The 20,799-nt window shown below is 58.6% G+C and carries 18 protein-coding genes; 5 read left to right on the forward strand and 13 right to left on the reverse strand.

Going from position 1 to position 20,799, the window contains the following annotated elements:
- Positions 1-58: 58 nt before the first annotated feature.
- Positions 59-1,750 carry an NAD-dependent malic enzyme gene (locus H146_RS0108180; protein WP_019951392.1) on the forward strand — a complete coding sequence of 564 codons (1,692 nt, stop codon included), beginning with the start codon at positions 59-61 and terminating at the stop codon, positions 1,748-1,750.
- A 62-nt stretch (positions 1,751-1,812) separates the two neighbouring features.
- Here H146_RS0108180 and H146_RS18900 read toward each other — a convergent pair whose 3' ends face one another.
- The 9 genes from H146_RS18900 to H146_RS18905 all read right to left on the reverse strand — a co-directional run bounded on the left by H146_RS18900 (position 1,813) and on the right by H146_RS18905 (position 13,037).
- Positions 1,813-3,390 carry a ribulokinase gene (locus H146_RS18900; RefSeq protein WP_033195584.1) on the reverse strand — a complete coding sequence of 526 codons (1,578 nt, stop codon included), beginning with the start codon at positions 3,388-3,390 and terminating at the stop codon, positions 1,813-1,815.
- Positions 3,387-4,088 (reverse strand): L-ribulose-5-phosphate 4-epimerase AraD, encoded by a 702-nt coding sequence (araD, locus tag H146_RS20675; protein WP_083920819.1) that lies wholly within the window; start codon positions 4,086-4,088, stop codon positions 3,387-3,389. Before araD ends, H146_RS18900 begins: the two co-directional genes overlap by 4 nt.
- A 62-nt stretch (positions 4,089-4,150) precedes the next feature.
- Positions 4,151-5,092, reverse strand: coding sequence for an ABC transporter substrate-binding protein (locus H146_RS0108200; RefSeq protein ID WP_026351846.1), 942 nt, complete (start codon positions 5,090-5,092; stop codon positions 4,151-4,153).
- A 54-nt stretch (positions 5,093-5,146) separates the two neighbouring features.
- Positions 5,147-6,133, reverse strand: a complete 987-nt coding sequence (locus tag H146_RS0108205; RefSeq protein WP_019951397.1) for an ABC transporter permease subunit — start codon at positions 6,131-6,133, stop codon at positions 5,147-5,149.
- Positions 6,130-7,695, reverse strand: coding sequence for a sugar ABC transporter ATP-binding protein (locus H146_RS0108210; protein WP_019951398.1), 1,566 nt, complete (start codon positions 7,693-7,695; stop codon positions 6,130-6,132). Before H146_RS0108210 ends, H146_RS0108205 begins: the two co-directional genes overlap by 4 nt.
- On the reverse strand, positions 7,692-8,477 hold the full coding sequence (locus H146_RS0108215; protein ID WP_019951399.1) for a DeoR/GlpR family DNA-binding transcription regulator: 786 nt from the start codon (positions 8,475-8,477) through the stop codon (positions 7,692-7,694). Before H146_RS0108215 ends, H146_RS0108210 begins: the two co-directional genes overlap by 4 nt.
- Before the next feature lie 342 nt (positions 8,478-8,819).
- Entirely contained in the window at positions 8,820-9,500 is a 681-nt protein-coding gene (locus H146_RS0108220) for a nucleoside/nucleotide kinase family protein (RefSeq protein ID WP_019951400.1), read from the reverse strand.
- Positions 9,501-9,577: 77 nt separating this feature from the next.
- Positions 9,578-10,549: a transaldolase gene (gene tal / locus H146_RS0108225; RefSeq protein ID WP_019951401.1), complete on the reverse strand. Its 972-nt coding sequence runs from the start codon at positions 10,547-10,549 to the stop codon at positions 9,578-9,580.
- A gap of 256 nt (positions 10,550-10,805) precedes the next feature.
- Complete coding sequence (locus tag H146_RS18905; RefSeq protein WP_169433466.1) at positions 10,806-13,037, reverse strand: mechanosensitive ion channel family protein; 2,232 nt, start codon at positions 13,035-13,037, stop codon at positions 10,806-10,808.
- 114 nt (positions 13,038-13,151) lie between these two features.
- Here H146_RS18905 and H146_RS0108235 point away from each other — a divergent pair, with 114 nt between their 5' ends.
- From H146_RS0108235 to H146_RS0108245, 3 genes are all read left to right on the forward strand, one after another.
- Positions 13,152-13,412: a type B 50S ribosomal protein L31 gene (locus H146_RS0108235; RefSeq protein ID WP_019951403.1), complete on the forward strand. Its 261-nt coding sequence runs from the start codon at positions 13,152-13,154 to the stop codon at positions 13,410-13,412.
- A 216-nt stretch (positions 13,413-13,628) separates the two neighbouring features.
- Complete coding sequence (locus H146_RS0108240) at positions 13,629-13,946, forward strand: hypothetical protein (RefSeq protein ID WP_019951404.1); 318 nt, start codon at positions 13,629-13,631, stop codon at positions 13,944-13,946.
- 234 nt (positions 13,947-14,180) lie between these two features.
- Positions 14,181-15,182, forward strand: coding sequence for an LLM class flavin-dependent oxidoreductase (locus tag H146_RS0108245; RefSeq protein ID WP_019951405.1), 1,002 nt, complete (start codon positions 14,181-14,183; stop codon positions 15,180-15,182).
- Positions 15,183-15,200: 18 nt separating this feature from the next.
- Here the strand turns inward: H146_RS0108245 and H146_RS0108250 are convergent, their stop codons facing one another.
- The 4 genes from H146_RS0108250 to H146_RS18910 all read right to left on the reverse strand — a co-directional run bounded on the left by H146_RS0108250 (position 15,201) and on the right by H146_RS18910 (position 20,245).
- Entirely contained in the window at positions 15,201-17,429 is a 2,229-nt protein-coding gene (locus H146_RS0108250; protein ID WP_019951406.1) for a TRAP transporter permease, read from the reverse strand.
- Entirely contained in the window at positions 17,423-17,989 is a 567-nt protein-coding gene (locus H146_RS0108255; RefSeq protein ID WP_019951407.1) for a DUF1850 domain-containing protein, read from the reverse strand. Before H146_RS0108255 ends, H146_RS0108250 begins: the two co-directional genes overlap by 7 nt.
- Before the next feature lie 8 nt (positions 17,990-17,997).
- Entirely contained in the window at positions 17,998-19,161 is a 1,164-nt protein-coding gene (locus tag H146_RS0108260; RefSeq protein WP_019951408.1) for a TAXI family TRAP transporter solute-binding subunit, read from the reverse strand.
- A 331-nt stretch (positions 19,162-19,492) separates the two neighbouring features.
- Positions 19,493-20,245: an alpha/beta fold hydrolase gene (locus H146_RS18910; protein ID WP_019951409.1), complete on the reverse strand. Its 753-nt coding sequence runs from the start codon at positions 20,243-20,245 to the stop codon at positions 19,493-19,495.
- 213 nt (positions 20,246-20,458) lie between these two features.
- Between H146_RS18910 and H146_RS0108270 the strand changes: the two genes are divergently transcribed.
- Positions 20,459-20,764, forward strand: a complete 306-nt coding sequence (locus tag H146_RS0108270; RefSeq protein ID WP_019951410.1) for a hypothetical protein — start codon at positions 20,459-20,461, stop codon at positions 20,762-20,764.
- Positions 20,765-20,799: the final 35 nt, after the last annotated feature.

Below are 20,799 nucleotides of genomic sequence, written 5' to 3' on the forward strand. Positions count from 1 at the left end.
GTCGCCCGGCGGTGCAGCGCAATCGGTCTCCTCTCACTGTCCAAAGCGAGTCCTGCAGATGTCACAAAACCCCTCTCGTCCGCTCTATATCGTTCACTCGGGCCCAACCCTGCTGGAGACACCGCTGCTCAACAAGGACAGCGCCTTTTCGCTCGAGGAGCGTATCCAGTTCAATCTGCTCGGGCTCCTGCCGCAAAATATCGAAACCATCGAGGAGCAGGCCGACCGCGCCTACCGCCAGTACGAACAGCAGGGCAGCGATCTCGACCGTCACATCTATCTGCGCTCGATCCAGGACAGCAACGAAACGCTGTTCTTCCGCCTGCTGGAAGATCATCTCGAAGAGATGCTGCCGATCATCTACACCCCCACGGTGGGCGAGGCGTGTCAGGCCTTTTCACAGATCTATCGTTCCCACCGCGGCCTGTTCATCTCCTACGACCATCGCGACCACATCACCGATATCCTGCACAGCGCCACCAAGGACAACGTCAAGGTGGTGGTGATCACCGACAGCGAACGCATCCTGGGTCTCGGTGACCAGGGCATCGGCGGCATGGGCATTCCCATCGGCAAGCTGTCGCTCTACACCGCCTGTGGCGGCATCAGCCCCGCCTACACCATGCCGATCGTGCTGGATGTGGGCACCAACAACGACGACCTGCTCGACGATCCCATGTACATGGGCTGGCGCCATGAGCGCGTCACCGGTGATGACTACTACGACTTCGTCGACCGCTGCGTCCAGGGCATCCGCAAACGCTGGCCAAACGCCATCATCCAGTTCGAGGATTTCGCCCAGGCCAACGCCATGCCGCTGCTGGAGCGCTATCGCGACGAGGTGTGCTGTTTCAACGACGATATCCAGGGCACCGCTTCGGTGGCACTGGGCACCCTGTTCGCCGCCTGCAAGGCGAAAAACGAAAAGCTCTCCGAACAGACCATCACCTTCGTCGGCGCCGGTTCGGCGGGCGCGGGCATCGCCGAGCAGATCATTCTCGCCATGCAGGAAGAGGGCATCTCCGAAGCCGAGGCGCGCAAGCGGGTCTTCATGGTCGACCGCTACGGGCTGCTGACCGACGATATGTCGAATCTGGTCAACTTCCAGCGCAAACTGGTGCAAAAGCGCGCCGACCTCGCCGACTGGGATACCGGCGACGGCGATCTCGCTCTCATCGATGTGGTACGCAACGCCAAACCCACGGTCCTGATCGGCGTCTCCGGCCAGCGTGGTCTGTTCACCGAAGAAGTGATCAGGACCATGCAGTCAAACTGCGAAGAGCCGCTGGTGATGCCGCTCTCCAACCCCACGTCACGGGTCGAGGCGACCCCGCGGGAGATTCTCGAGTGGACCGACGGCAAGGCGCTGGTCTCTACCGGAAGCCCCTTCAAGCCGGTTTCGCTGGGCGAGCGTAAAATACCCATCGCTCAGTGCAACAACGCCTACATCTTCCCCGGCGTGGGGCTGGGCGCGATCACCGTGCAAGCTTCGCGGATTACCGACGGCATGCTGATGTCGGCGGCGCGAGCGCTGGCTGACTGTTCGCCGGTAGCAATCGACGGCAAGGGCGCGGTGCTGCCGCCGCTGGCCGACATTCAGCAGGTCAGCCGCAAAATCGCCATCGCAGTCGCCAAACGCGCCCAGCAGGACGGCGTGGCGCTGGAGACCGACGACGCCACCATCGAGAAAGCGATCGACGATAACTTCTGGCTACCGCGCTATCGCCACTACCGTCGCGCCTCCTACTGAGGTCAGGCCTCTGCTACAAACAACAAGAGCGCCCGTGTGGCGCTCTTTGAATAGCGCGAAACTCAATGATGTGAATCAAGGCGAAAGGCTCTCAAGCGGGGCAGAACCGAAGCGAGATCGACGTATTGGCCTTCGCCAAAACCGAAATAGAGTTCGCAGAACAGCGCATAAAGTTTCTCCCGCGCTTCATTAAACGAAGGGTTGGGAACCACCTTGCTCAATGGGGGACACAGCCTCGCCTGTGCAGCCTCTATCGAGTCGAATAGCCCTGCGGCCATGGCAGCGAAAATACAGGCTCCCACGCCGGTGGGAGAGCGATCCGGCACGTAAACATCAACGCCCAGCATGTCGGCATAAATCTGGTTCAGTGGTCGATTTTTCCGAGGTATACCACCGCCGTTGATCACCCTGTGGATATCGAGACCATGCGCTGCCATCCGCTCATGAATGATACGTACATGCATCGCCATTCCCTCCAGGGCGGCATGCATCTCGTCGACAGCAGTGTGACCGAGATCCCAACCCAGCGTGACGCCTGCAAGATCGGAACGGACCAGCACCGTGCGATCACCATTATCCCAGACAAGGCGAAGCATGCCGGTTTGACCTGGACGTCGCGCTTCCAGACCTCTGCAAAGTTCGGAAGGAGACGACCCGGCTCGACGGGCTATCGCTTCAAAAATATCACCGGTCGCCGACTGTCCCGCCTCCACGCCCATCACGCCTGGAAGAACACTACCAGGGACAGCGCCACAGATACCCGGCACTGGTGACATCGACTCACTCCCCATGGCAATAATACATGTTGAGGTGCCGACCACATTGACAATATCACCATAATGGCAACCACTACCGATAGCATCCCAATGACTATCAAATGCACCGAAAGGTATGGGAATGCCCGCTGTGAGCCCCAATTCTTCCGCCCACTCACAAGCAAGATGACCGGCTACTTCAGTGGAGTGCCCATAGCGACCACTCAACCTGTCGTTAATGCCATTCAATAATGGATCAACACGGCAAAGAAAATCCTGAGATGGCAAGCCGCCCCAGGCCTCGCCCCACATCCATTTATGACCCATGCCACATATCGAGCGTGGAAGCACATCTCGTGCACTCAGACCACAGAGCGTTGCGACCACCATGTCACAATGTTCCAGAGCCGTATAAAAACGGTCGCGCTTGTCAGGCTGTGTCCGCAGGAAATGCAGAAGCTTGGCATAACCCCACTCATGTGAATAAGTCCCGCCACACCACTTCAGCGCTTCCAACCCTTCCTTGCGCCCAAGTGCCGTTATTTCAGCGGCCTCGGCATGGGCACGGTGATCACACCACAGGTAGTAGTCATCAAGCGGGTGTAGATACTTATCCACCATAACAACGCTCGAACCGGTAGTATCGGCAGCCAGCGCCGCTATAGTCTTTCCGTCAACATTGCCATCACGGCAGGCCTTGTGCATCGCCGATACCAGAGCGTCCATATGATCCCGATGGCTTTGTTGGGCACACAAGGGATCGCTGGGCGAGCGCTTGAGCGGATACTCGGCTATCGCAGTGCCAACGCTTTCCCCCGTGCTGGTCTCCATAATCGTCACGCGCACACTTAGCGTGCCAAAATCGGCTCCAGCGACCAGTGTCATACTACTTTCTCCTGGCCGTAGGTCGCACTGTTACCATGCTTGCGGAAAAAATGTCGATCGCGCAATGCATCCGGAATAGCCGTAATGTCGGGATTAAGCTGCCTGGTAAACCAGGCCATCCGCGCGCACTCTTCGAGTATCAGAGCATTAAGGGCAGCACTTTTGGGAGTCGCTCCCCATACAAAGGGGCCGTGTCCCGCCACCAGGATCGCTGGAATTGCCATCGGATCACGTCCCTTCAGGGCTTCCACAATCGCCTCCCCCGTCGCGGCTACATAATGTTCACCCAGTTCATCAGCGCGTAGATAGCGCGTTACAGGAATCTCGCCACAAAAATAATCTGCATGTGTTGTTCCGAGACAAGGGATAGGAACGAGGGCCTGAGCGTAAATAGTGGCATAGGTGGAATGAGTATGAATCACACTGCCAATGCCTTCAAAAGCACGATAAAGCACAAGATGTGTATCAAGATCCGAAGAAGGCCGAAGATGGTGGTCAACCCTTGTACCATCCAGACGTACCGCCACCATATCCTCGGATGTCATAGTGTCATAGGAAACGCCCGAGGGCTTGATAACAACCTGACCGCTGGCTCGATCGATTCCACTCGCATTACCAAAGGTGGCCATGACAAGCCCATCGCGAACAGTGTCCAGATTAGCTTCCAGAACGGCCTGTTTTAGATCGAGGATCGACATATCAATAGTTCTCTACAAGATTAGTGAGAGGAGCGCCCCCTCTTCAGAGAGCGCTCATAGGCTCAGCGGTCTGTCCAGCCCACATAATCACCAACATTTTGAGCCGTAATAAGCTTTGGCTCGATTAATATTTTTGCCTGCTCGGGCGAGTTACCCTCAAAAATCTGATAGGCGAGTTTCATTGCCTTTCCCGCCATAACATATGGGTCCTGACTGGCTGTTGCCTTGATAAGCGCATTACCCGACTCAAGGGATTGAACCGTATCCGGGGCGCCATCGACGCCTGTGATAATGATATTATCACGACCAAACTGCCGCGCGGCCAATTGTGCTCCCAATGCCATTGGATCATTGGCACCGAATACAGCATCCAGATTGTTGTAACGTGTCAACAGGCCCTGCATAACGTTGAGACCGCCATCGCGACTGCCCTGGCCATTCTGGTCGTCTGAAAGAACATCAATATTGCTGTTCTTAGCAAAAACTTCCGTACAACCCTTGAAGCGATCATTCAGCGACGATGAGGAGGGGCCTTTGATAATTGCCACATTCCCTTTTCCGTTCAAGGCGTCGACGATGTACTGACATGCCATACGGCCAGCGGCCACGTTATCCGTCATCACAGTAACTTCTGCGCCGGGAGCCGAAACGTCAAAAGCAGCGACAACAATACCGGCATTTTTGGCACGCTGTACAGCCGGAGCAATGGCGCTTTCATCGACCGCATTAAGCATGATGACATCTACGCCAGACGCAATGAAATTGTCTATCTGATTCACCTGCTTGTTAAGGTCATAATCCGCCGACACCGAAGTTATTTTAACCTCAGGATTAATTTCTTTGGCCGCATTAGTAATGCCTTTTATTGTGGCAACAAAGAAAGGGTTCCCCAGCAAAGCAACTGAAATACCCACTTTCTCCAATTGCTTTTCCTGCGCCATAGCGACTCCGGATGTTACGGCAAAGGTAACAGCACAGAGAACAGCAGCGAGTTTTCTATACATGACATTTCTCCTGTTTACTTCATTGATCCAATTTTCCAACTCATAACATCTTAATCAGCTTCCGGCACCACTCTTCAGCCGATAGCGATCCAACGCCACAGCAAGTATGATAACCATACCTTTGATAATGAATTGCCATATATCTGAGACACCAACCAATATAAGCCCATTGGACAGGACAGCAATAATCAGAGCACCAATCAGAGTTCCCCAGATTGACCCCACACCACCGACCAGACTTGTGCCTCCCAAAATAACCGCAGCGATAGCATCAAGTTCATATGCTTGCCCGAGCTGCAAGCCATTGGCAGCGTATAACCGCGCCGCTGACATTACACCACCCAGTCCCGCAAACAATCCCGAAATCCCATAGGCAAAAAGCAGTACAAGCCAGACCTTTATACCGGCTAACCGCGCCGCCTCATGATTACCCCCTGTGGCATATATCCAGGTGCCCAATACTGTGCCCCTCAACACGAACCAGGACAGTAAAACAACGGCGATAGCAATTATCGCCAGCCAGGGAATGCCCAGAATGTCACCATTACCAATAATGGCAAAAGGCAAATCAGAATTAAAAACGGTCGTATCTTCCCCCATTAAGCGGGCGACCCCCCTTACGGTTGTCAGCGCGCCAAGCGTTACAATAAAAGGTGGCAGTTTGAAAAAAGCAATCAACACACCATTAACCAAACCAAATGCCAACCCCACCAGAATCCCGACAGGAACTCCCAACAAGCCAAGTCCGGGCCATAGAGAAGCCTGGACAGCCGCAATAGCTGAAGCAGCCAGTATCGAGCCTACCGAAAGATCAATGCCGCTTGTTAAAATGACAAATGTCATGCCGGCAGCCAGCACAATGTTAATGGAAGCTTGCTGCATCACAATAGAAAGGTTATTAGCCGTAAGAAAATTGCCCGTCATCATTTGAAAAGCGACGGCAAGCAGCACAAGTACTGGTAGCATACCCAGCGCCGTAACGACAGATTTCATTTTCGCAACTTGCCTGGATGAATCCTGAAGGCGTACGGTATCGCTCATGCCATAGTCTCCTTATCCTGGAACACTTCCATTTTTGTTGAAGAGGAGTAGCCTGCACCCGTAGCGAAAGTCATCAACTCTTCCTGTGTCATCACTTTATCGGGCGATGACGCCACTTCACCGGCTATTTCGCCTTCACGCATTACAATGCAACGATCCGCAATACCAATGATTTCGGGCAACTCGCTTGATACCACCACTACTGCGAGGCCATGCTCGGCCAGCTCATCGATAAGACGATATATTTCCGACTTGGCACCCACATCGACACCCCGAGTAGGTTCATCAAGCAGCAAGATTTTAGGATTAACCTCCAGTAAACGCGCAAAAAGAACCTTCTGTTGGTTGCCTCCCGAGAGAGTGCTCACCTTCTGCCTTATTGAAGAAGTTCGAATAGCGAAATGATCAATCGCTCTTTTTGCCCTGAGTGTCGCCATTCTGAATTGGCGTACACCACCGGGATACGCATCCTTTTCTGCAACAGCTATATTAACGTTTTCCGAGATACTCATATCCAGGAAAAGCCCCAACCCCTTGCGGTCTTCTGTAAGGTAGACAATACCTTTTTCCAGGGCTTCGCGTGGCGATTTCGGGTTCACCACTTGACCATCAATAATGATGCGGCCCCGAGCTATATAGTCTGCACCATAGATCAAGCGCAAAAGCTCTGTTCGACCTGACCCGACGAGGCCTGCAATCCCCAGAACCTCTCCACGACAGACTTCAAAAGAGCATCCCTTGACTTTCCCTTTATCGGCAAGTTCCTCGACACGCAACACAACATCCTTTTTTTCTCCAAAAGCATGATGCACCTTTTGATAAAAGGATGATATGTCACGCCCCACCATCATCGATACCAGTTTTTCCGCATTAACATCAGCTTTATCAAGTGTGCCGACATAGGCACCATCACGCAGCACAGAGCAACGATCAGATAATCTATAAACTTCATCCATCCGATGCGAAATATAAATAATGGCAATCCCCTCGGATTTTAGAGATTCAATTACATCAAAAAGCTTTTCTGTCTCTTTCCCCGACAATGACGTTGTGGGTTCGTCCATCACAATAATACGGGCATTGGTGGACAAGGCTCTTGCAATTTCTACCATTTGCCGTTGGCCCAGTGATAGCCGGTTCACCTGGACGCCGGCATCAAAATCAACTTCCAGCCTCTCGAGAATTAATTGTGCAGACTTATGCATCAGAGAATTTTTAAGCATACCTGCCTTGGCTTTCTCGGCACCCAGAAATATATTCTGGGCCGCTGTAAGATTAGGCGCCAGCGACAACTCCTGATAAATGACGGCAATACCATAATTACGCGAGGCACGCGTATTACCTGTAGGCAGTGCGCTCCCTGCCACTGATATCCTGCCGCCACTATCAGGAGAGAGCGCACCGGAGAGAATTTTCATCAGGGTCGATTTCCCGGCACCATTTTCCCCCATCAGAGCGTGCACTTCTCCAGCGGCAACATTCAGCGATATGTTCGAAAGCGCTTTCACCCCACCAAAGGTTTTGGAAATCTGACACATTTCCAGAAGTGGTCGATCGCTCATAGCTCTTTCTCCCTGCCGTTCTCGGCAACCGTATAGCGAACCCCCTGATCTTCCAGCATCTTTGCTTCTACATCCTCAAGACCATCATCGGTTATCAGATGAGCCACTCGCCTTAGCGGTAGCGCAACGAGTGGCGGTGCTTCCTTGAATTTTCGACTATCCACCAACAATACGACTTCGTTTACGCGCTCGGAAAAATGCTGGACAAAGTGCACCAGCAGGGGATGCGATTCGAGAATGCCCTGGGGACCTATGCCCAATGCCCCGACAAAGAACTGAGAGGCGTAAAAGGTCGAGATTTCACGGTTGGGGTCATAAAGAATGCCGGGGTCGCGATGCAGATCGCCACTGCCTACCGTTAATTGGCAACGGCCGAATTCGGAGAGATAGGCAGCAAGTGGCATCGAATGTGTCAGAATGCGCAGGTTCCAATTACCCACGTGCACACCGAAATGAAAGCAGGTCGATCCTGCATGAACGACGATCAGGCTGCCTTCACGTACAAGCTTTCCCGCTTCACGGGCAATCGCTTTTTTAGCATCTACTGCAATGTCGCGATTGTCAGAGAAGGGAAGCGCTACAGCGCGATGCTGGTGGGGCGATTCCACCGCCGCGATACCCCCATAGACCTTCTGCACCTTGCCCAAATCATCAAGCTTGTCGATATCGCGGCGGACGGTTGCTGCAGAGACGCCCAGCATATCGGTCAACTCATTGACGGAGACGAAGGGGCGCTCCATCAACAATGACTCAATTCTGGTGTGACGACTCTTATCGCTCATGGGGCACTCCAAATAGAGCTTTCTCAATCATTTTTGATTTTTTACAATCATATTTTGCACACGATGCCCCTTTTTTGCGTCAAATTCCTTAATCCTTTAGTTCTATGAGCACATTTTTCCACCGTGCCGAGTAGCGGACGGCACCGAACGAAAGCACATTTATGTCTATAACTTTATGAAATACAAAGAAATTATCTCAATGGAAGGCCGCCGCCGAGGACATTCCTTGCGAATGCCCTGGTGACATCACTGAAGCAGGGGAGTGAGATTTCTTGATCATGGTTTGAACTGATCAGAAAATCTGTCTGACAAACGAGGGTTTGTTCCGCCAGCAGAGGCGCTTTATCGATCTGTAAGGCGTATAAGCCGGCCATCCCAATAGAGCTGGCGGTCAGCCAGGTGCCGGGTCGCCTCGATACGTTCGGCGTTGGGGCGATCGGTGGCGGCCAGCCAGGCGTGCGCCTGATCCGCGCTGCGGCCAAAGCGCCTATGACGCTCGACCAGCCACTGCTCACGCCGCTCGGTGTCGACATCGAGATACCAGACCTCATCCAGCAGCTTGCGCACCTCCGACCAGGGCGGCTCCTCCAGCAGCAGGTAATTGCCCTCGGTGATCACCAGTGCGGTAGCGGACGGTACCGCGATACTGGCGGCAATGGGCTCCTCGAGTTCACGATAGAAGTCCGGCGCGTAGATGGTGTCACTCTGTCGGGCGTCCCTGAGTCGCGACAGCAGTGCCACATAGCCCTGCACATCGAAGGTATCCGGTGCCCCCTTGCGCTCAGCGCGCCCCAATCGCGTCAGTTGGCGATTGGAGAGGTGAAAACCATCCATCGGTACGACCTGCATCGTATTGTCCAGCCGCGCTCCCAGCATCTCGCCGATGCTCGATTTGCCGGCGCCGGGCGGCCCCACGATGCCCAGCAGCCGACGGCGGCCGGACGTCATCATGGCACGCGCCATTTCGACGACGGCCTCCTCGATGTCCACTCCCGAGATATCGTGCTGCGATCGCGCCGTCATGGTTTATCCCTGTGAATCATGCATAAAAAAAAGCCGGCCCATGCCGGGCCGGCCCGATTTTTCACGGCTTTGCGCACTCAGAAGCGCTTTTCGATCAGCCCCTCGAGCTTCTCCTGATCCTCGGCGAACTTGCGGATCCCCTCGGCCAGCTTGTCGTTGGCCATGGCATCCTGGTTGTGCTCCCAGCGAAACTCGGCCTCGGTCATCTTCTCGGGGCGCTTTTCGCCCTTGCCGCCGCTGGTGGCGTTATCGGTCAGCTGACGCTCGACTTCACCATCGCTGGAGGCCAGCTCCTCGAGCAGTGCCGGCGAGATGGTCAGGCGGTTGCAGCCGGCCAGTGCCTTGATCTGGTCGGTATTGCGGAAGCTCGCCCCCATCACCACGGTTTCATAGCCGTAGCGGTTGGCATAGTCGGCAACGCCGCGCACGAATTTCACACCCGGATCGTCATCCGGCGCATAGTGGTCGACGCCGTCGTTTGCCTTGTACCAGTCGGTGACGCGACCCACGAAGGGCGAGATCAGAAATACCCCGGCCTCGAAGCAGGCGCGCGCCTGAGCGTCGCTGAACAGCAGCGTCAGGTTGCAGTTGATGCCCTCCTGCTGCAGCTGCTCGGCGGCGCGAATGCCCTCCCAGGTGGAAGCCAGCTTGATCAGAATGCGATCACGGCCGACACCGGCCTTTTCATACAGCTCGATCAGCTTGCGCGCCTTCTCGATACTGGCTTCGCGATCGAAGGAGAGCTTCGACGCCACTTCGGTGGAGACAAGCCCGGGAACCAGTTTCGTGATTTCAGTGCCGACCACCACTGACAGGCGATCGACCGCATGCGCGAGTCGGGCTTCGCGGCTCTGCCCCTCGGTCTCCTTTTTGACCTCGGCAAGCGTCGAGTCGATCAGCTCCTGATAGCCCTGCAGATCGAAGGCCTTGAGCAGCAGCGAAGGATTGGTGGTGGAGTCCTGCGGCTCGTATTTCTTGATCGCTTCAAGATCGCCGGTATCGGCGACGACTTTGGAAAGCGTCTTCAGAGATTCCAGCTGACTGGCCATGGATCACTCCCTGTCGGTTCGGTATTGAACAAGGCGGTCCGTTCGCCACAACCTCGACCGGACCACATGAAACTGGTGTTTCAGGTTGCAGGGCGCATTACAGAAGTGAGCCCTGCAACGTCAACGCATAGGGTCAGGATAGCGACTTTTGCGCTCCACGACATGCTCATCGTCGCTGACACGATAGCGCTTTACGCGATCCTTATTCGAGATCTGGCGGGTATCGCGGTCGATTTCAACCGCGCACTGGCACCTTTCAGGGTGCCAGTGCGTGGTCACCGTCGCTGTCGTCACCGCCACGAGGCGATCGCCCATACTCCTCCAGCCGCACGCTCATACGCGGCGCCGCCAGCTCAAAGCCTTCGTTGTCCATGCGCCTTTTGAGACGCAACTGGAATTCTCGTGTGATCTCCCACTGGGTTACCGGCGCGGTGCGAAACTGCGCTCGCACGATTGCCGCCCCTTCGGTAAAGCTTTCGACCCCCTGCATCTGCAGCGGCGACCAGATACGAAAGCGATACAGCGGATCGCTGCGCATCTCTTCGGCGATCTCCTCGATCATTTGCTGGGCGTAGTCGATGGTCATGTTCCACGGCACACGAATGCGCAGCAGGGCGTAGCCGAACTCACGGGAGTAGTTCTGCACCGACTTGATCTGGCTGAAGGGCACCGAATGGACGATGCCGTCCAGATCGCGCAGGCGTACGGTGCGCAGGCTGAGCTTCTCCACCGTACCCATATTGCCGCCGACATCGACGAAGTCGTCGATCGCCAGGGTATCCTCGACAAGAATAAACACCCCGGTAATCAGATCCTGCACCAGCGTCTGGGCGCCGAAACCGATCGCCAGGCCGATCACACCGGCACCGGCCAGCAGCGGTGTGACGTTGACGCCGAGATTGGCCAGCGCCGCGATCGCCCCGATCACGAAAATGGTGACAAACACCACGTTGCGTAGAAGTGGCGTGATGGTCTCTGCTCGGGCGCGACGTGCCCGACCGCGCTGGGAACGCGATGTGGAGGTCATGGCGCGGTGAATGGCGGTATCCACCATGATCCACACCAGCCAGCTGATCAGAATCGTCAGGCCGATGCTGAGCAGCGGCCGCGCGATCCGTTCACCCAGGCCGTCGTCGCCGTCCAGAGGCAGCAGCGAAAAGCCCCAGCTGAGTGCCGCCAGCTGCGCAAAGAGGGTCCAGCACAGCAGATGCAGCAGCACGGTGCCAAAGCGCGACAGACGCCGCACATAAAGCGAGCGCCGCGACCGACGCGGCGGCTGACGCGCGCTGCGCTTGAGCAGCCCGGTGGCAATCAGCGCGATCACCATCAACGCTGCGGTAAACAGCGCGCGGGCAAGGATCGAGCGCACATCGCCGCTGTAGGTCAGCACCGCGATCAGCGACACCGCCACCAGCAGCAGTGCCGGCACGTGCCAGAGTCCACCCAGCACCCGCAACAGCTCCCCGACGGCGCCCCCTTCACGGCGCTGCGCCCAGGGGCGATTGCGAATCAGATGGCGCACCGGACGCCGAAAACGGATCACGAACAGCCCGGTCAGCAGGACCGCCAGCAGATTGGCGATGCCGGCGGCAAAATCGGTCAGCCCGCTACCCAGTGATTCGCGCAGCTGCGACGAGGTAAACGCATCCCCCAATGCCGCGACGGCGCCGATCCAGAACAGCGGCCAGGCGCCACGCTGACGCAGGCGGCGCAGGGCAACGCGCCGATGCCCCCATGAGAAGAGCGAGAAAACCACCTCACAGATCGAGGCGAACAGCATGCCGCACAGCGCCGCCCAACCCAGGGTAGTGGCCAGCAGCATGCCCGGCGAGGCTCCCAGCCGGAAAACGCCCAGCAGCACCAGCCCCAGTGCCAGCCCGGTGGGCAGCACCCGGCGCAGACAGTAGCGCAACAGGGTCAGCGCGCCGGGCTGTTCGGGCAGTGTCATGGCCACCCCATAGCGCCAGGCAAGAGAGCGAATCAGCGCAAAGAAGAGCATCCCCAGGCCCAGCTGCGCGAGCAGGGTGAGCGTGAAATCGCGCAGCAGCGCGACCCCGCTGTCCAGACTATCGCTCAGCGAGGCGATATCCACCATCGCCTCGTGCCCGCCATGCTGCCAGCGCGTCAGCAGGCTGCGCCCCTCGCCCTGCTGACCGGCCAGCTCGCCGAAGGTGGCCGCCAGAACCCCCAGCAACCCGCCACCCTCGACGCTGCTCTCGCCGTCGGCGCGCGCCTGACTGGCGTCGCGCAGATGGCGCAACTCCTGCAGCAGCGCGCTGCGCTGGTCACTGTTTTCAAGCGTTGTGATCAGCTGGCCGAGAGCAGCACTCATCTCCTGATCCGAGATCTGCTCCTGCTGTCCGGAGCCGCCGCTGCCCGGCATGGACAGTGCCGACGCCCGTGTCGTCTGCGTCCCGACCGCCAGCATCAGTACCATCAGCAGTACCGCCATTAACGTCCGCTCGACTCTGTGCCCTGTGTTACACATACCTGTATTCCTGACTCCCCGGTCGCGGCGACTGCAAAGGTTGAAAAAAAAACGATGCTGGCGCATCATACCCGCCCATTAAATTCGGCCAACACCCTTTTTCCGGAGCGCGCCATGAAATCAGGCATTCATCCCGAATACCGCACGGTCGTTTTTCACGACACCAACGCGGACACCCATTTCAGAATCCCCTCGACGGTTTCCACCAGCGAGACCATCGAGCTCGACGGCGAAACCTTCCCGCTGGTTCGCCTCGATATCTCTTCGGCGTCGCACCCCTTCTACACCGGCCAGCAGCGCCAGGCCAGCAGTGAAGGTCGTGCCGCCCAGTTCCATCGCCGTTTCGGCAACTTCTCCTCGCGCCGCTCCAGCTGATCCGCCAGGCCCGGCTCGGGGCTTCATTGCGAGCCATCGCGGCGCTCCTGTATGCCCGGCAATGCTCGCCGGGCGTCAGGCCCCTCGGCGTCGGTGCAGCACACAAGGCCATTATCCAGCCTTAAGCCAGCATTTTTTGTTGGGCAGAACCTTCCATAGACGCTATTGTCAGAGTTATCGCAATGTCTCTACGGTCGCTACCTTCAAGGAGTGCATATGGCAGACCAGAGCTATAACGCTGCCTGGCGAATGGCTGAACAGATGAAGTCGCGTGCTCGCGCGACCGAACGTCCCGGCACCCTGAAGATGCTCGGCGCCTGGATGGTGTTCGCCTTCATGCTGATGATGGGAACGCTGCTGGCGCTATTTTTTGTGCTGCTGGGCTGGGCAATGATGCCGCTGATTCGCCATCGCATGAAAAAGCGCGCTGAACGCCAGGGGCAGACCTTTGACGGCGAAAGTGCGCGATCGGGCAATCATCCCCATCAGGTGCTGGAAGGAGAGTTCGAAGTACGACGTAGCGCGCACGGCTGATCGCTCGACTTCTCCGCCAGCAAGCCCTCTTCTTTCCTGAAACACCTCGCAGCGCCGGCCACGAGCCGGCGCTGTCGTCTCTCGGCTGCTGTCCTGCCCCACGCCTTTCGAGAACAGCGCGCCCCGAATGGCCTTGAATCTCTCCACGCTCGCCCGGACCTGCTGTATTATAAGCCTGCTAACATTAATACCCTTATTGGACAGGCTCATCCCTTTCAGCCGTCAGAGGTTCTCATGTCTCGACTCGCCGATGTACGTCTCTCCGTGCTCGATCTTGCCCCCGTTCGTCAGGGCGGATCGATCGCCGAGACGTTCGACAACACCACAAGCCTTGCGCGTCGCGTCGAGGCGCTGGGCTACCACCGTTTCTGGCTCGCCGAGCACCATAACGCCGAGGGCATTGCCAGCGCGGCTACCTCGGTGCTGATCGGCCATGTCGCCGGCGCCACCTCGACGCTGAGAGTGGGCTCCGGCGGCATCATGCTGCCCAATCATTCGCCGCTGGTGGTTGCCGAGCAGTTCGGCACCCTTGCGACGCTCTATCCCGACCGTATCGATCTGGGCCTGGGCCGCGCTCCCGGCACGGACGGCGTTACCGTGCGCGCGCTGGGCCGCGACCCGATGAGTGGCGTCAACGACTTTCCACAGCAGGTGGCCGCGCTGCAGGGATATCTCGGCGACAGCGATCCTCTCCAGCGGGTACAGGCCTGGCCCGGCCAGGGCACCCATGTGCCGATCTGGCTGCTCGGCTCAAGCGGCTACAGCGCCCAGTTGGCGGCACAGATGGGCCTGCCGTTCGCTTTCGCCGGCCAGTTCGCACCGGGCTACATGATGGAAGCCCTCCGGCTCTACCGCGATAACTTCCGCCCCTCACAGGTGCTGGAGCGCCCTTACGTCATGGTCGGCATACCGCTGGTCGCGGCGGAAAACGACGAGCTGGCGCGGTATCACGCCACCACGCAGCAACAGAAGTTTCTATCGCTGATTCGTGGCCGACGCATCAAGCTGGCGCCACCGGTGGAGGAGATGGACTGGAGCCCTCAGGAGCAGGCGGCAATCGCCAATAACCTGGGGGCCTCGATTGTCGGTGGGCCGGAGACACTGAAAACGGAACTGGAAGGTTTTATCGAGCGCACCGGCGCCGACGAAATCATGGTCAACTCGGACTTCTACAGCAACGCCGACCGGCTGCGCAGCTACGAGATCCTTGCCGATGTATGGCAGGGGCGGCACTGAACGCCGCCCCTGCCGGGCTCAGGCGGCCCGGGCGCTGTCGCCCTTTGCGCCCGCAGCGCGGTTGCCGAGGAATACCACCACGGCAATCACGGCACCGGCCAGATCGCTGATGAAGCCGGGGAAGATCAGCATCAGCGCACCAGCGCCGGACAGTACCCGCATCGGCAGCGACACCTTCGTCCACAGATAGCCCTCGGCCGCCACTGCCAGCAGCGTCACGCCCACCACGCTGGTCACCAGCACCACCGAGATGTTGGCCAGGGTGGTATCGATCATCAGCATTTCATGGGCGAAGACGAACATGAAGGGCACCACGAAACCGGCGATCGCCAGCTTCATCGCCTGGAAGCCGGTGGCATTGGGTGACCCGCCGCTGATACCGGCACCGGCGTAGGCGGCAAGCGCTACCGGCGGCGTCAGGTTGGCGAAAATGCCGAAGTAGAAGACGAACATGTGAGCGACGAACACCGCCGTATCGCTGCTGCCCGAAAGTTCACGGAACAGCGGCAGATTGAGCAGAATCGGCGCTGCCATGGTGCTGGTGATGATGTAGGTGGGAATGCTGGGCAGCCCCATACCCAGTACGATCGAAGCGATCATGGTCAGCAGCAGCGTGACCATCAGCTGAATCATCGGGCTGGGAATGTGCGAGCCCATCGCTACCACCGCGTCGGCGGCTTCCAGCGCAATGCCGGTAAGCGTCGCCACGCCGACGATAATACCTACCGCGCCGCAGGCCACTGCCACCGGAATGGCGTTGCGCACGCCCCCTTCCATGGCGTCGATACAGTCCTTGACGTCCATCTTCTCGGCTACCAGACCGCGCCAGGCGCGCAGTGCGTTGATAATAATCGGCACCGCGATCACGCCCAGCAGCGACCAGCGTGAATCCGGCACCGACGGCACTACACTACCGCGCAGCAGACCCTGCAGCTGCGGCTCGAACACCAGCGCCAGCAGGATGATCGCCAGACCGATGACCACGCGGCGGGTGCCGCAGATCAGGACGGTCGCCGCGATCGACCAGAAGGCGGCAAAAAACGGCGCCCGACCGTCCGCCAGCAGCCAGATCAGCACTGCCATGGGAATCAGCAGATGGCCGCGCTCCAGCATCACCGCACGCACCGGCGTCAGCTCCGAGCGGGGGATGCCCTTGAGGCCGTTGCGCAGGGCGCGCAGGTGCACCTGAATCAGCACCCCCAGATAGAACAGCAGCGCCGGAATGATGCCGGCCAGCATCACCTGGGTATAGGGTACCGACAGCACCTCCGCCATGATGAAGGCGGCAGCGCCCATGATGGGCGGCAGAATCTGCCCGCCCACGCTGGCTGCCGCCTCGACCGCACCGGCGAAGTTGGGTCGGTAGCCGGTCTTTTTCATCAGCGGAATGGTAAAGGCGCCGGTGGTCACCACATTGGCGATCGCCGAACCGTTGATCGAGCCCAGAAAGCCACTGGCGATCACCGCCACCTTGGCCGGACCGCCGCGAGAGTGCCCCGCTACGGCCAGCGCGAGATCGTTGAAGAGTTGCCCCAGCCCGGACTTGCCGAGAAAGGCGCCAAAAAGGATAAACAGAATAATATAGCTGGCCGATACCGCGATCGCCGAGCCCAGCAGCCCCTCGGTGATATAGACCAGATGCGAGATCAGCTGACGGCCGATGGCCAGCAGGATATTGCTGTTGAGATCAGGATAGAAGGAGAGCCGGGCGTAGATACCGTAGATCAAAAAGGCGGTCGCCAGCAGCGTCAGCCCCCAACCGGTGGCACGCCGGGTTGCATCCAGCACCAGCAGTATGGCGACGATGCCCACCGCCATATCGAAATTGGAGATACGCCCCGCCGAGAGAATGATACGGTCGGCGGAAAACAGCATATAGACGCCAATAGCCAGCGCCAGCAGGGCCAGTACGCTGTCGCGCAGCGGCACCCGGTCGCGGGCGCCCTTGCGACTGAAGGGATAGAGCACAAAAGCCAGCGCCAGCAGGGTATAAAGGTGAATGCTGCGCTGCCTGATATCGATCAGCGGCCCGGCGGTGGAGGTATACAGATGAAAGATCGCCAGCAGTACCCCAATGATGGTGACCAGACGGGCAAAAAACGCCGGCAGACTGTGGCGGATGGCACTTTCGCGATCATATTTCTCCAGCATCCCCGGGTCGATCGCTTCGCCCTTGCCGCTTAGACCGAGTGGTGAGGAGGCCCCGGAGGTGGTCTCTTCGTTCACCGACTGGCTTTTGTTCACCATGTCATAATTCCCTTTTCAACTTTCGGTGGCAACTGCCCGCGTTGTATCCAGTGCCACCAGGGGCGCCATAATGCCGACGCCGCCCACAGCAGTGGTCGCCGCTGCTGCTGTATGCGCAGTATTGGAGCGCTGCCGAGCGATGCCATATCAAAGCGCCGCCCGGCATAGAGCAGACGATAGTGCTCCTGCGAAGCGGCCTGTACCAGCAGCGGATCGACACGCCTGTCGATTCCTGCCATAACGACCCAGCCATTGTCGATGCGCGTGGCGCTGCCGATGCTGTCCGGTACGCCGGCACCGAAAGTGCGAAAGCGCGTGGCCACCAGCCGTGTCCCGCCGGGGACAAGACGGAAGTATTCAATCCAGTCCTCACGCTCCACGGAGTGCTGCCAGCGTAGTGCAAACCCGGTGCCCTCGCCGCCCGGAAAGGCCCAGCGCAGTGCAACGCTATTGTCCGTCTGCAGTACGCCCAGCGTCAGCCACGGCAGCGGCCAGCACAGTCCTGCCAGAAGTGCGACCAGCACCACAATGACCGCCGGTCGCACGCGCCGCTGCTGCACGGTCTGGATCAGCTACCGCTGCCTTGCGTATCGCTGCTGCCATTGCTCTGTGTGTCACCGCTGCCGGAGTCGCCTGTCGAGCCCTGGCTGTGCATCTGCTCATAGAACATCGCCGCCCCCGGATGTACCGGCAGAATCAGGTTCTGATCGAGGCTGGCCGGATCGATCTCGCGCAGCGCGCCAACCGCGACCTGCTCGGAGCCAAGATACTCTTCGAAACGCTGGGCCAGCTGCTCGGCGACATCGTTACGCATCGAGGCCGGGGCGATCAGCAGGTTGCGAATCGACACGGTATCCACCGCTTCGTCCAGGTTGTAACGCTCGGGCGCACCGGCGGGGATTTCGTAGGTCTGATAGTAGGGATAATCGGCCATCAGCTGTTCGGCCGTATCGCCGTCGATTTCAACGAAATGAATATTACTGCTCTGCATCAGGCCGGTGATGTTGCTGTTGGGCACGCCGGAGGTGAAGAAGGCGGCATCGAGATTGCCATTGCTCATCTCGGTGACGCTGTCGGCATAGCCGGTGTGGCTGACGCGAGCGAGATCGCTGTACTCGAGGCCAGCAGATTCCATTACGATTCTGGCACTGGCTTCCACGCCGGAGCCTACCTGCCCTACGCCCACACGCTTGCCGGCCAGATCGCTGATGCTGTTGATGTCGCTGCCATCCATCGCCACCACCTGCACCACGTTGGGATAGAGGCCGGCAATAGCGGTAATATCAGCGGCATTGCCCTCAAAGTGATTCTGGCCGTTGAGGGCGTCGTAGGCGACGTCGCTCATGACGATCGCAAGCTGGTTAAGGCCATCCTGGATATTCTGGATGTTCTGTACCGAAGCGCCGGTCGACACCACCTGGACGTTGCTGACCAGCGGGCTCTGTTCGAATACCGACTTCAGCGCACCGCCCAGCGCGTAGTAGGCACCCGAGGTACCGCCGGTACCAAACACCAGCCGGACCGGCTCAGCCGCTTCACTGCTGCTGGCGCTGTCGGTGCCGTTCTGCGCGCTGCTGCTCTGCGCGCTGCTGCCGCTCTGGCTCTGCTGCTCGCTGCTGCCCTGGTTCTGTTGATCGGTGCCGCTTTGCTGTTCGCTGTCGTCACCACCGCCACAGCCGCTCAGCGCCAGCAGTGTCAATGAAGCCGCTACCAGTCCGACTCTGTAGTCCATGTCTGCTTCCTCTCTCGTCTCGTTTTTAAGGAAACGCTGCATAAATGCCTGCGCTAGCGAATCGCTGCGTTGCGTGGTACTCGAACACTCGCCTAACCCCATGTTATGTCTCGTGTTCTGTGTTCCATGCGCCTTGCGCTTCATCTCGCTCGTCGATTTATTCAACGTTTCCTTAACATGTCCGCCTGGGCGTTTGCGCAGCCACTGTATACAGCAAACTGCGGTGATTACAATTAATTACGCTTGTGGAAGACTGCCGCGAACTTATCCTTTGGTCTTATAGCGCAGGGCGAATAAATGTCATGGGCGCTCCCTGCGCCGCGACGCTTTGTCAATAGCTGCCCTTTTCGACAAAGTTGCGCATCAATCCGGCCAGCGGTGCCGGCATCTCCATCGGCAGCAGGTGGCCGAACCCGGGCATGATCTCGAAACGCGGCGCGGCAAGCTGACCCAGCACCCGTTCACGCTGGGTCTGCGGCGGCAGTGAGGGGTCGCGATCGCCGACGATGACGATAGCGGGATAATCGAGCACTCCCACCTCGTCAGCGTAATCTTCACGGCTGCCGTCACGCGGCCAGGCCTGCCAGGCCTCGGGCGAGGCGCGCATGGCATCCTCTACCGCGTCCCGGTAGCGCTCATCCGAAAGCGGTTGCGCGATGGCACCGTCGATAAACTGCTCGGCCTGTTCACGGCTGTGGTCGAAGGCCTGCTGGAAACTGCGCTCGGCATCGCTCACCGGCTGCGGTCCGGCCGGCGCCGGCGCCACCAGGATCAGCGACTCGAGCCACGGCGGGCGGCGCGAGGCGAGCAGCATGGCCACCTTGCCGGAGAAGGAGTGCCCCACCAGCACCACTCTGTCGAGGCTCAGTGTCTCGATAGTCTGCGCCACGCGATCCGCCATCGAGCGCACGTCGAAGTCGGTTTCGTGAGCGGCATCGCCAAAGCCGGGCATATCCAGCGCCACACAGCGATAGTCGGCTTCGAGATGAGGAATGACCTCCAGCCACTCGCGATGCGAGTTGCCGAAAAAGTGCATCATTACAAAAGCGGGCGATCCTTCGCCGCGATCGATCAGTGGCAGCATGCCAACCTCCCTGTCACAACATTAAAAGGGTGCCCGAGGCCGCCGACCGATCAGGATGCAACGTCAGCGCACATCGAGCTGTCATAGAGGATAGCCCCTGCTCGAGCTTATGAAAGCACGCCCCTTGTCGTGCTGTGCAACGCAATGTCTATACTCGACCAAAGGCGCCGCCCCGGCAGGGGCTCATAACGCAACGGTCAGAAGAGGAATGTCATGGCAATTCAATCCAGCGGCTACATCGTGGTCCGCGAGACGGGCATTATTGGCGTGGGCGAGAGCATTACCGAAGCGGCCGGTCAGGCGCTGGAGTGGCTCGATGACTACGACAGCGTCGAGGCGCTGGTCGGCGCACTGGAGAAGGACGTCGAGAAGGCCCATGCCGCGGATGGCAAACCCTATGTCAGGCGCGCCACCGCAAGGCTGATGGAGGCGGTCGAAAAGGGTGGCACACCGGAGCAGTGGACGCTGGTCGATAACGTAGCCTGCACGGCCGAGGAGGCTACCAGGGTCAGCCGTTAGCCTTCACCCATGGGCAGGACATGAGACAGCCACGG

The sequence above is a fragment of the Kushneria aurantia DSM 21353 genome, from assembly GCF_000382245.1.
Lineage (GTDB): Bacteria > Pseudomonadota > Gammaproteobacteria > Pseudomonadales > Halomonadaceae > Kushneria > Kushneria aurantia.

Bases quoted from the DNA above. Each gene is read 5' to 3' on its own strand.
- H146_RS0108180 (WP_019951392.1), top strand. From the start codon at position 59: ATGTCACAAAACCCCTCTCGTCCGCTCTATATCGTTCACTCGGGCCCA.
- H146_RS18900 (WP_033195584.1), bottom strand. From the start codon at position 3,390: ATGACACTGGTCGCTGGAGCCGATTTTGGCACGCTAAGTGTGCGCGTG.
- araD (WP_083920819.1), bottom strand. From the start codon at position 4,088: ATGTCGATCCTCGATCTAAAACAGGCCGTTCTGGAAGCTAATCTGGAC.
- H146_RS0108200 (WP_026351846.1), bottom strand. From the start codon at position 5,092: ATGTATAGAAAACTCGCTGCTGTTCTCTGTGCTGTTACCTTTGCCGTA.
- H146_RS0108205 (WP_019951397.1), bottom strand. From the start codon at position 6,133: ATGAGCGATACCGTACGCCTTCAGGATTCATCCAGGCAAGTTGCGAAA.
- H146_RS0108210 (WP_019951398.1), bottom strand. From the start codon at position 7,695: ATGAGCGATCGACCACTTCTGGAAATGTGTCAGATTTCCAAAACCTTT.
- H146_RS0108215 (WP_019951399.1), bottom strand. From the start codon at position 8,477: ATGAGCGATAAGAGTCGTCACACCAGAATTGAGTCATTGTTGATGGAG.
- H146_RS0108220 (WP_019951400.1), bottom strand. From the start codon at position 9,500: ATGACGGCGCGATCGCAGCACGATATCTCGGGAGTGGACATCGAGGAG.
- tal (WP_019951401.1), bottom strand. From the start codon at position 10,549: ATGGCCAGTCAGCTGGAATCTCTGAAGACGCTTTCCAAAGTCGTCGCC.
- H146_RS18905 (WP_169433466.1), bottom strand. From the start codon at position 13,037: ATGTGTAACACAGGGCACAGAGTCGAGCGGACGTTAATGGCGGTACTG.
- H146_RS0108235 (WP_019951403.1), top strand. From the start codon at position 13,152: ATGAAATCAGGCATTCATCCCGAATACCGCACGGTCGTTTTTCACGAC.
- H146_RS0108240 (WP_019951404.1), top strand. From the start codon at position 13,629: ATGGCAGACCAGAGCTATAACGCTGCCTGGCGAATGGCTGAACAGATG.
- H146_RS0108245 (WP_019951405.1), top strand. From the start codon at position 14,181: ATGTCTCGACTCGCCGATGTACGTCTCTCCGTGCTCGATCTTGCCCCC.
- H146_RS0108250 (WP_019951406.1), bottom strand. From the start codon at position 17,429: ATGGTGAACAAAAGCCAGTCGGTGAACGAAGAGACCACCTCCGGGGCC.
- H146_RS0108260 (WP_019951408.1), bottom strand. From the start codon at position 19,161: ATGGACTACAGAGTCGGACTGGTAGCGGCTTCATTGACACTGCTGGCG.
- H146_RS18910 (WP_019951409.1), bottom strand. From the start codon at position 20,245: ATGCTGCCACTGATCGATCGCGGCGAAGGATCGCCCGCTTTTGTAATG.
- H146_RS0108270 (WP_019951410.1), top strand. From the start codon at position 20,459: ATGGCAATTCAATCCAGCGGCTACATCGTGGTCCGCGAGACGGGCATT.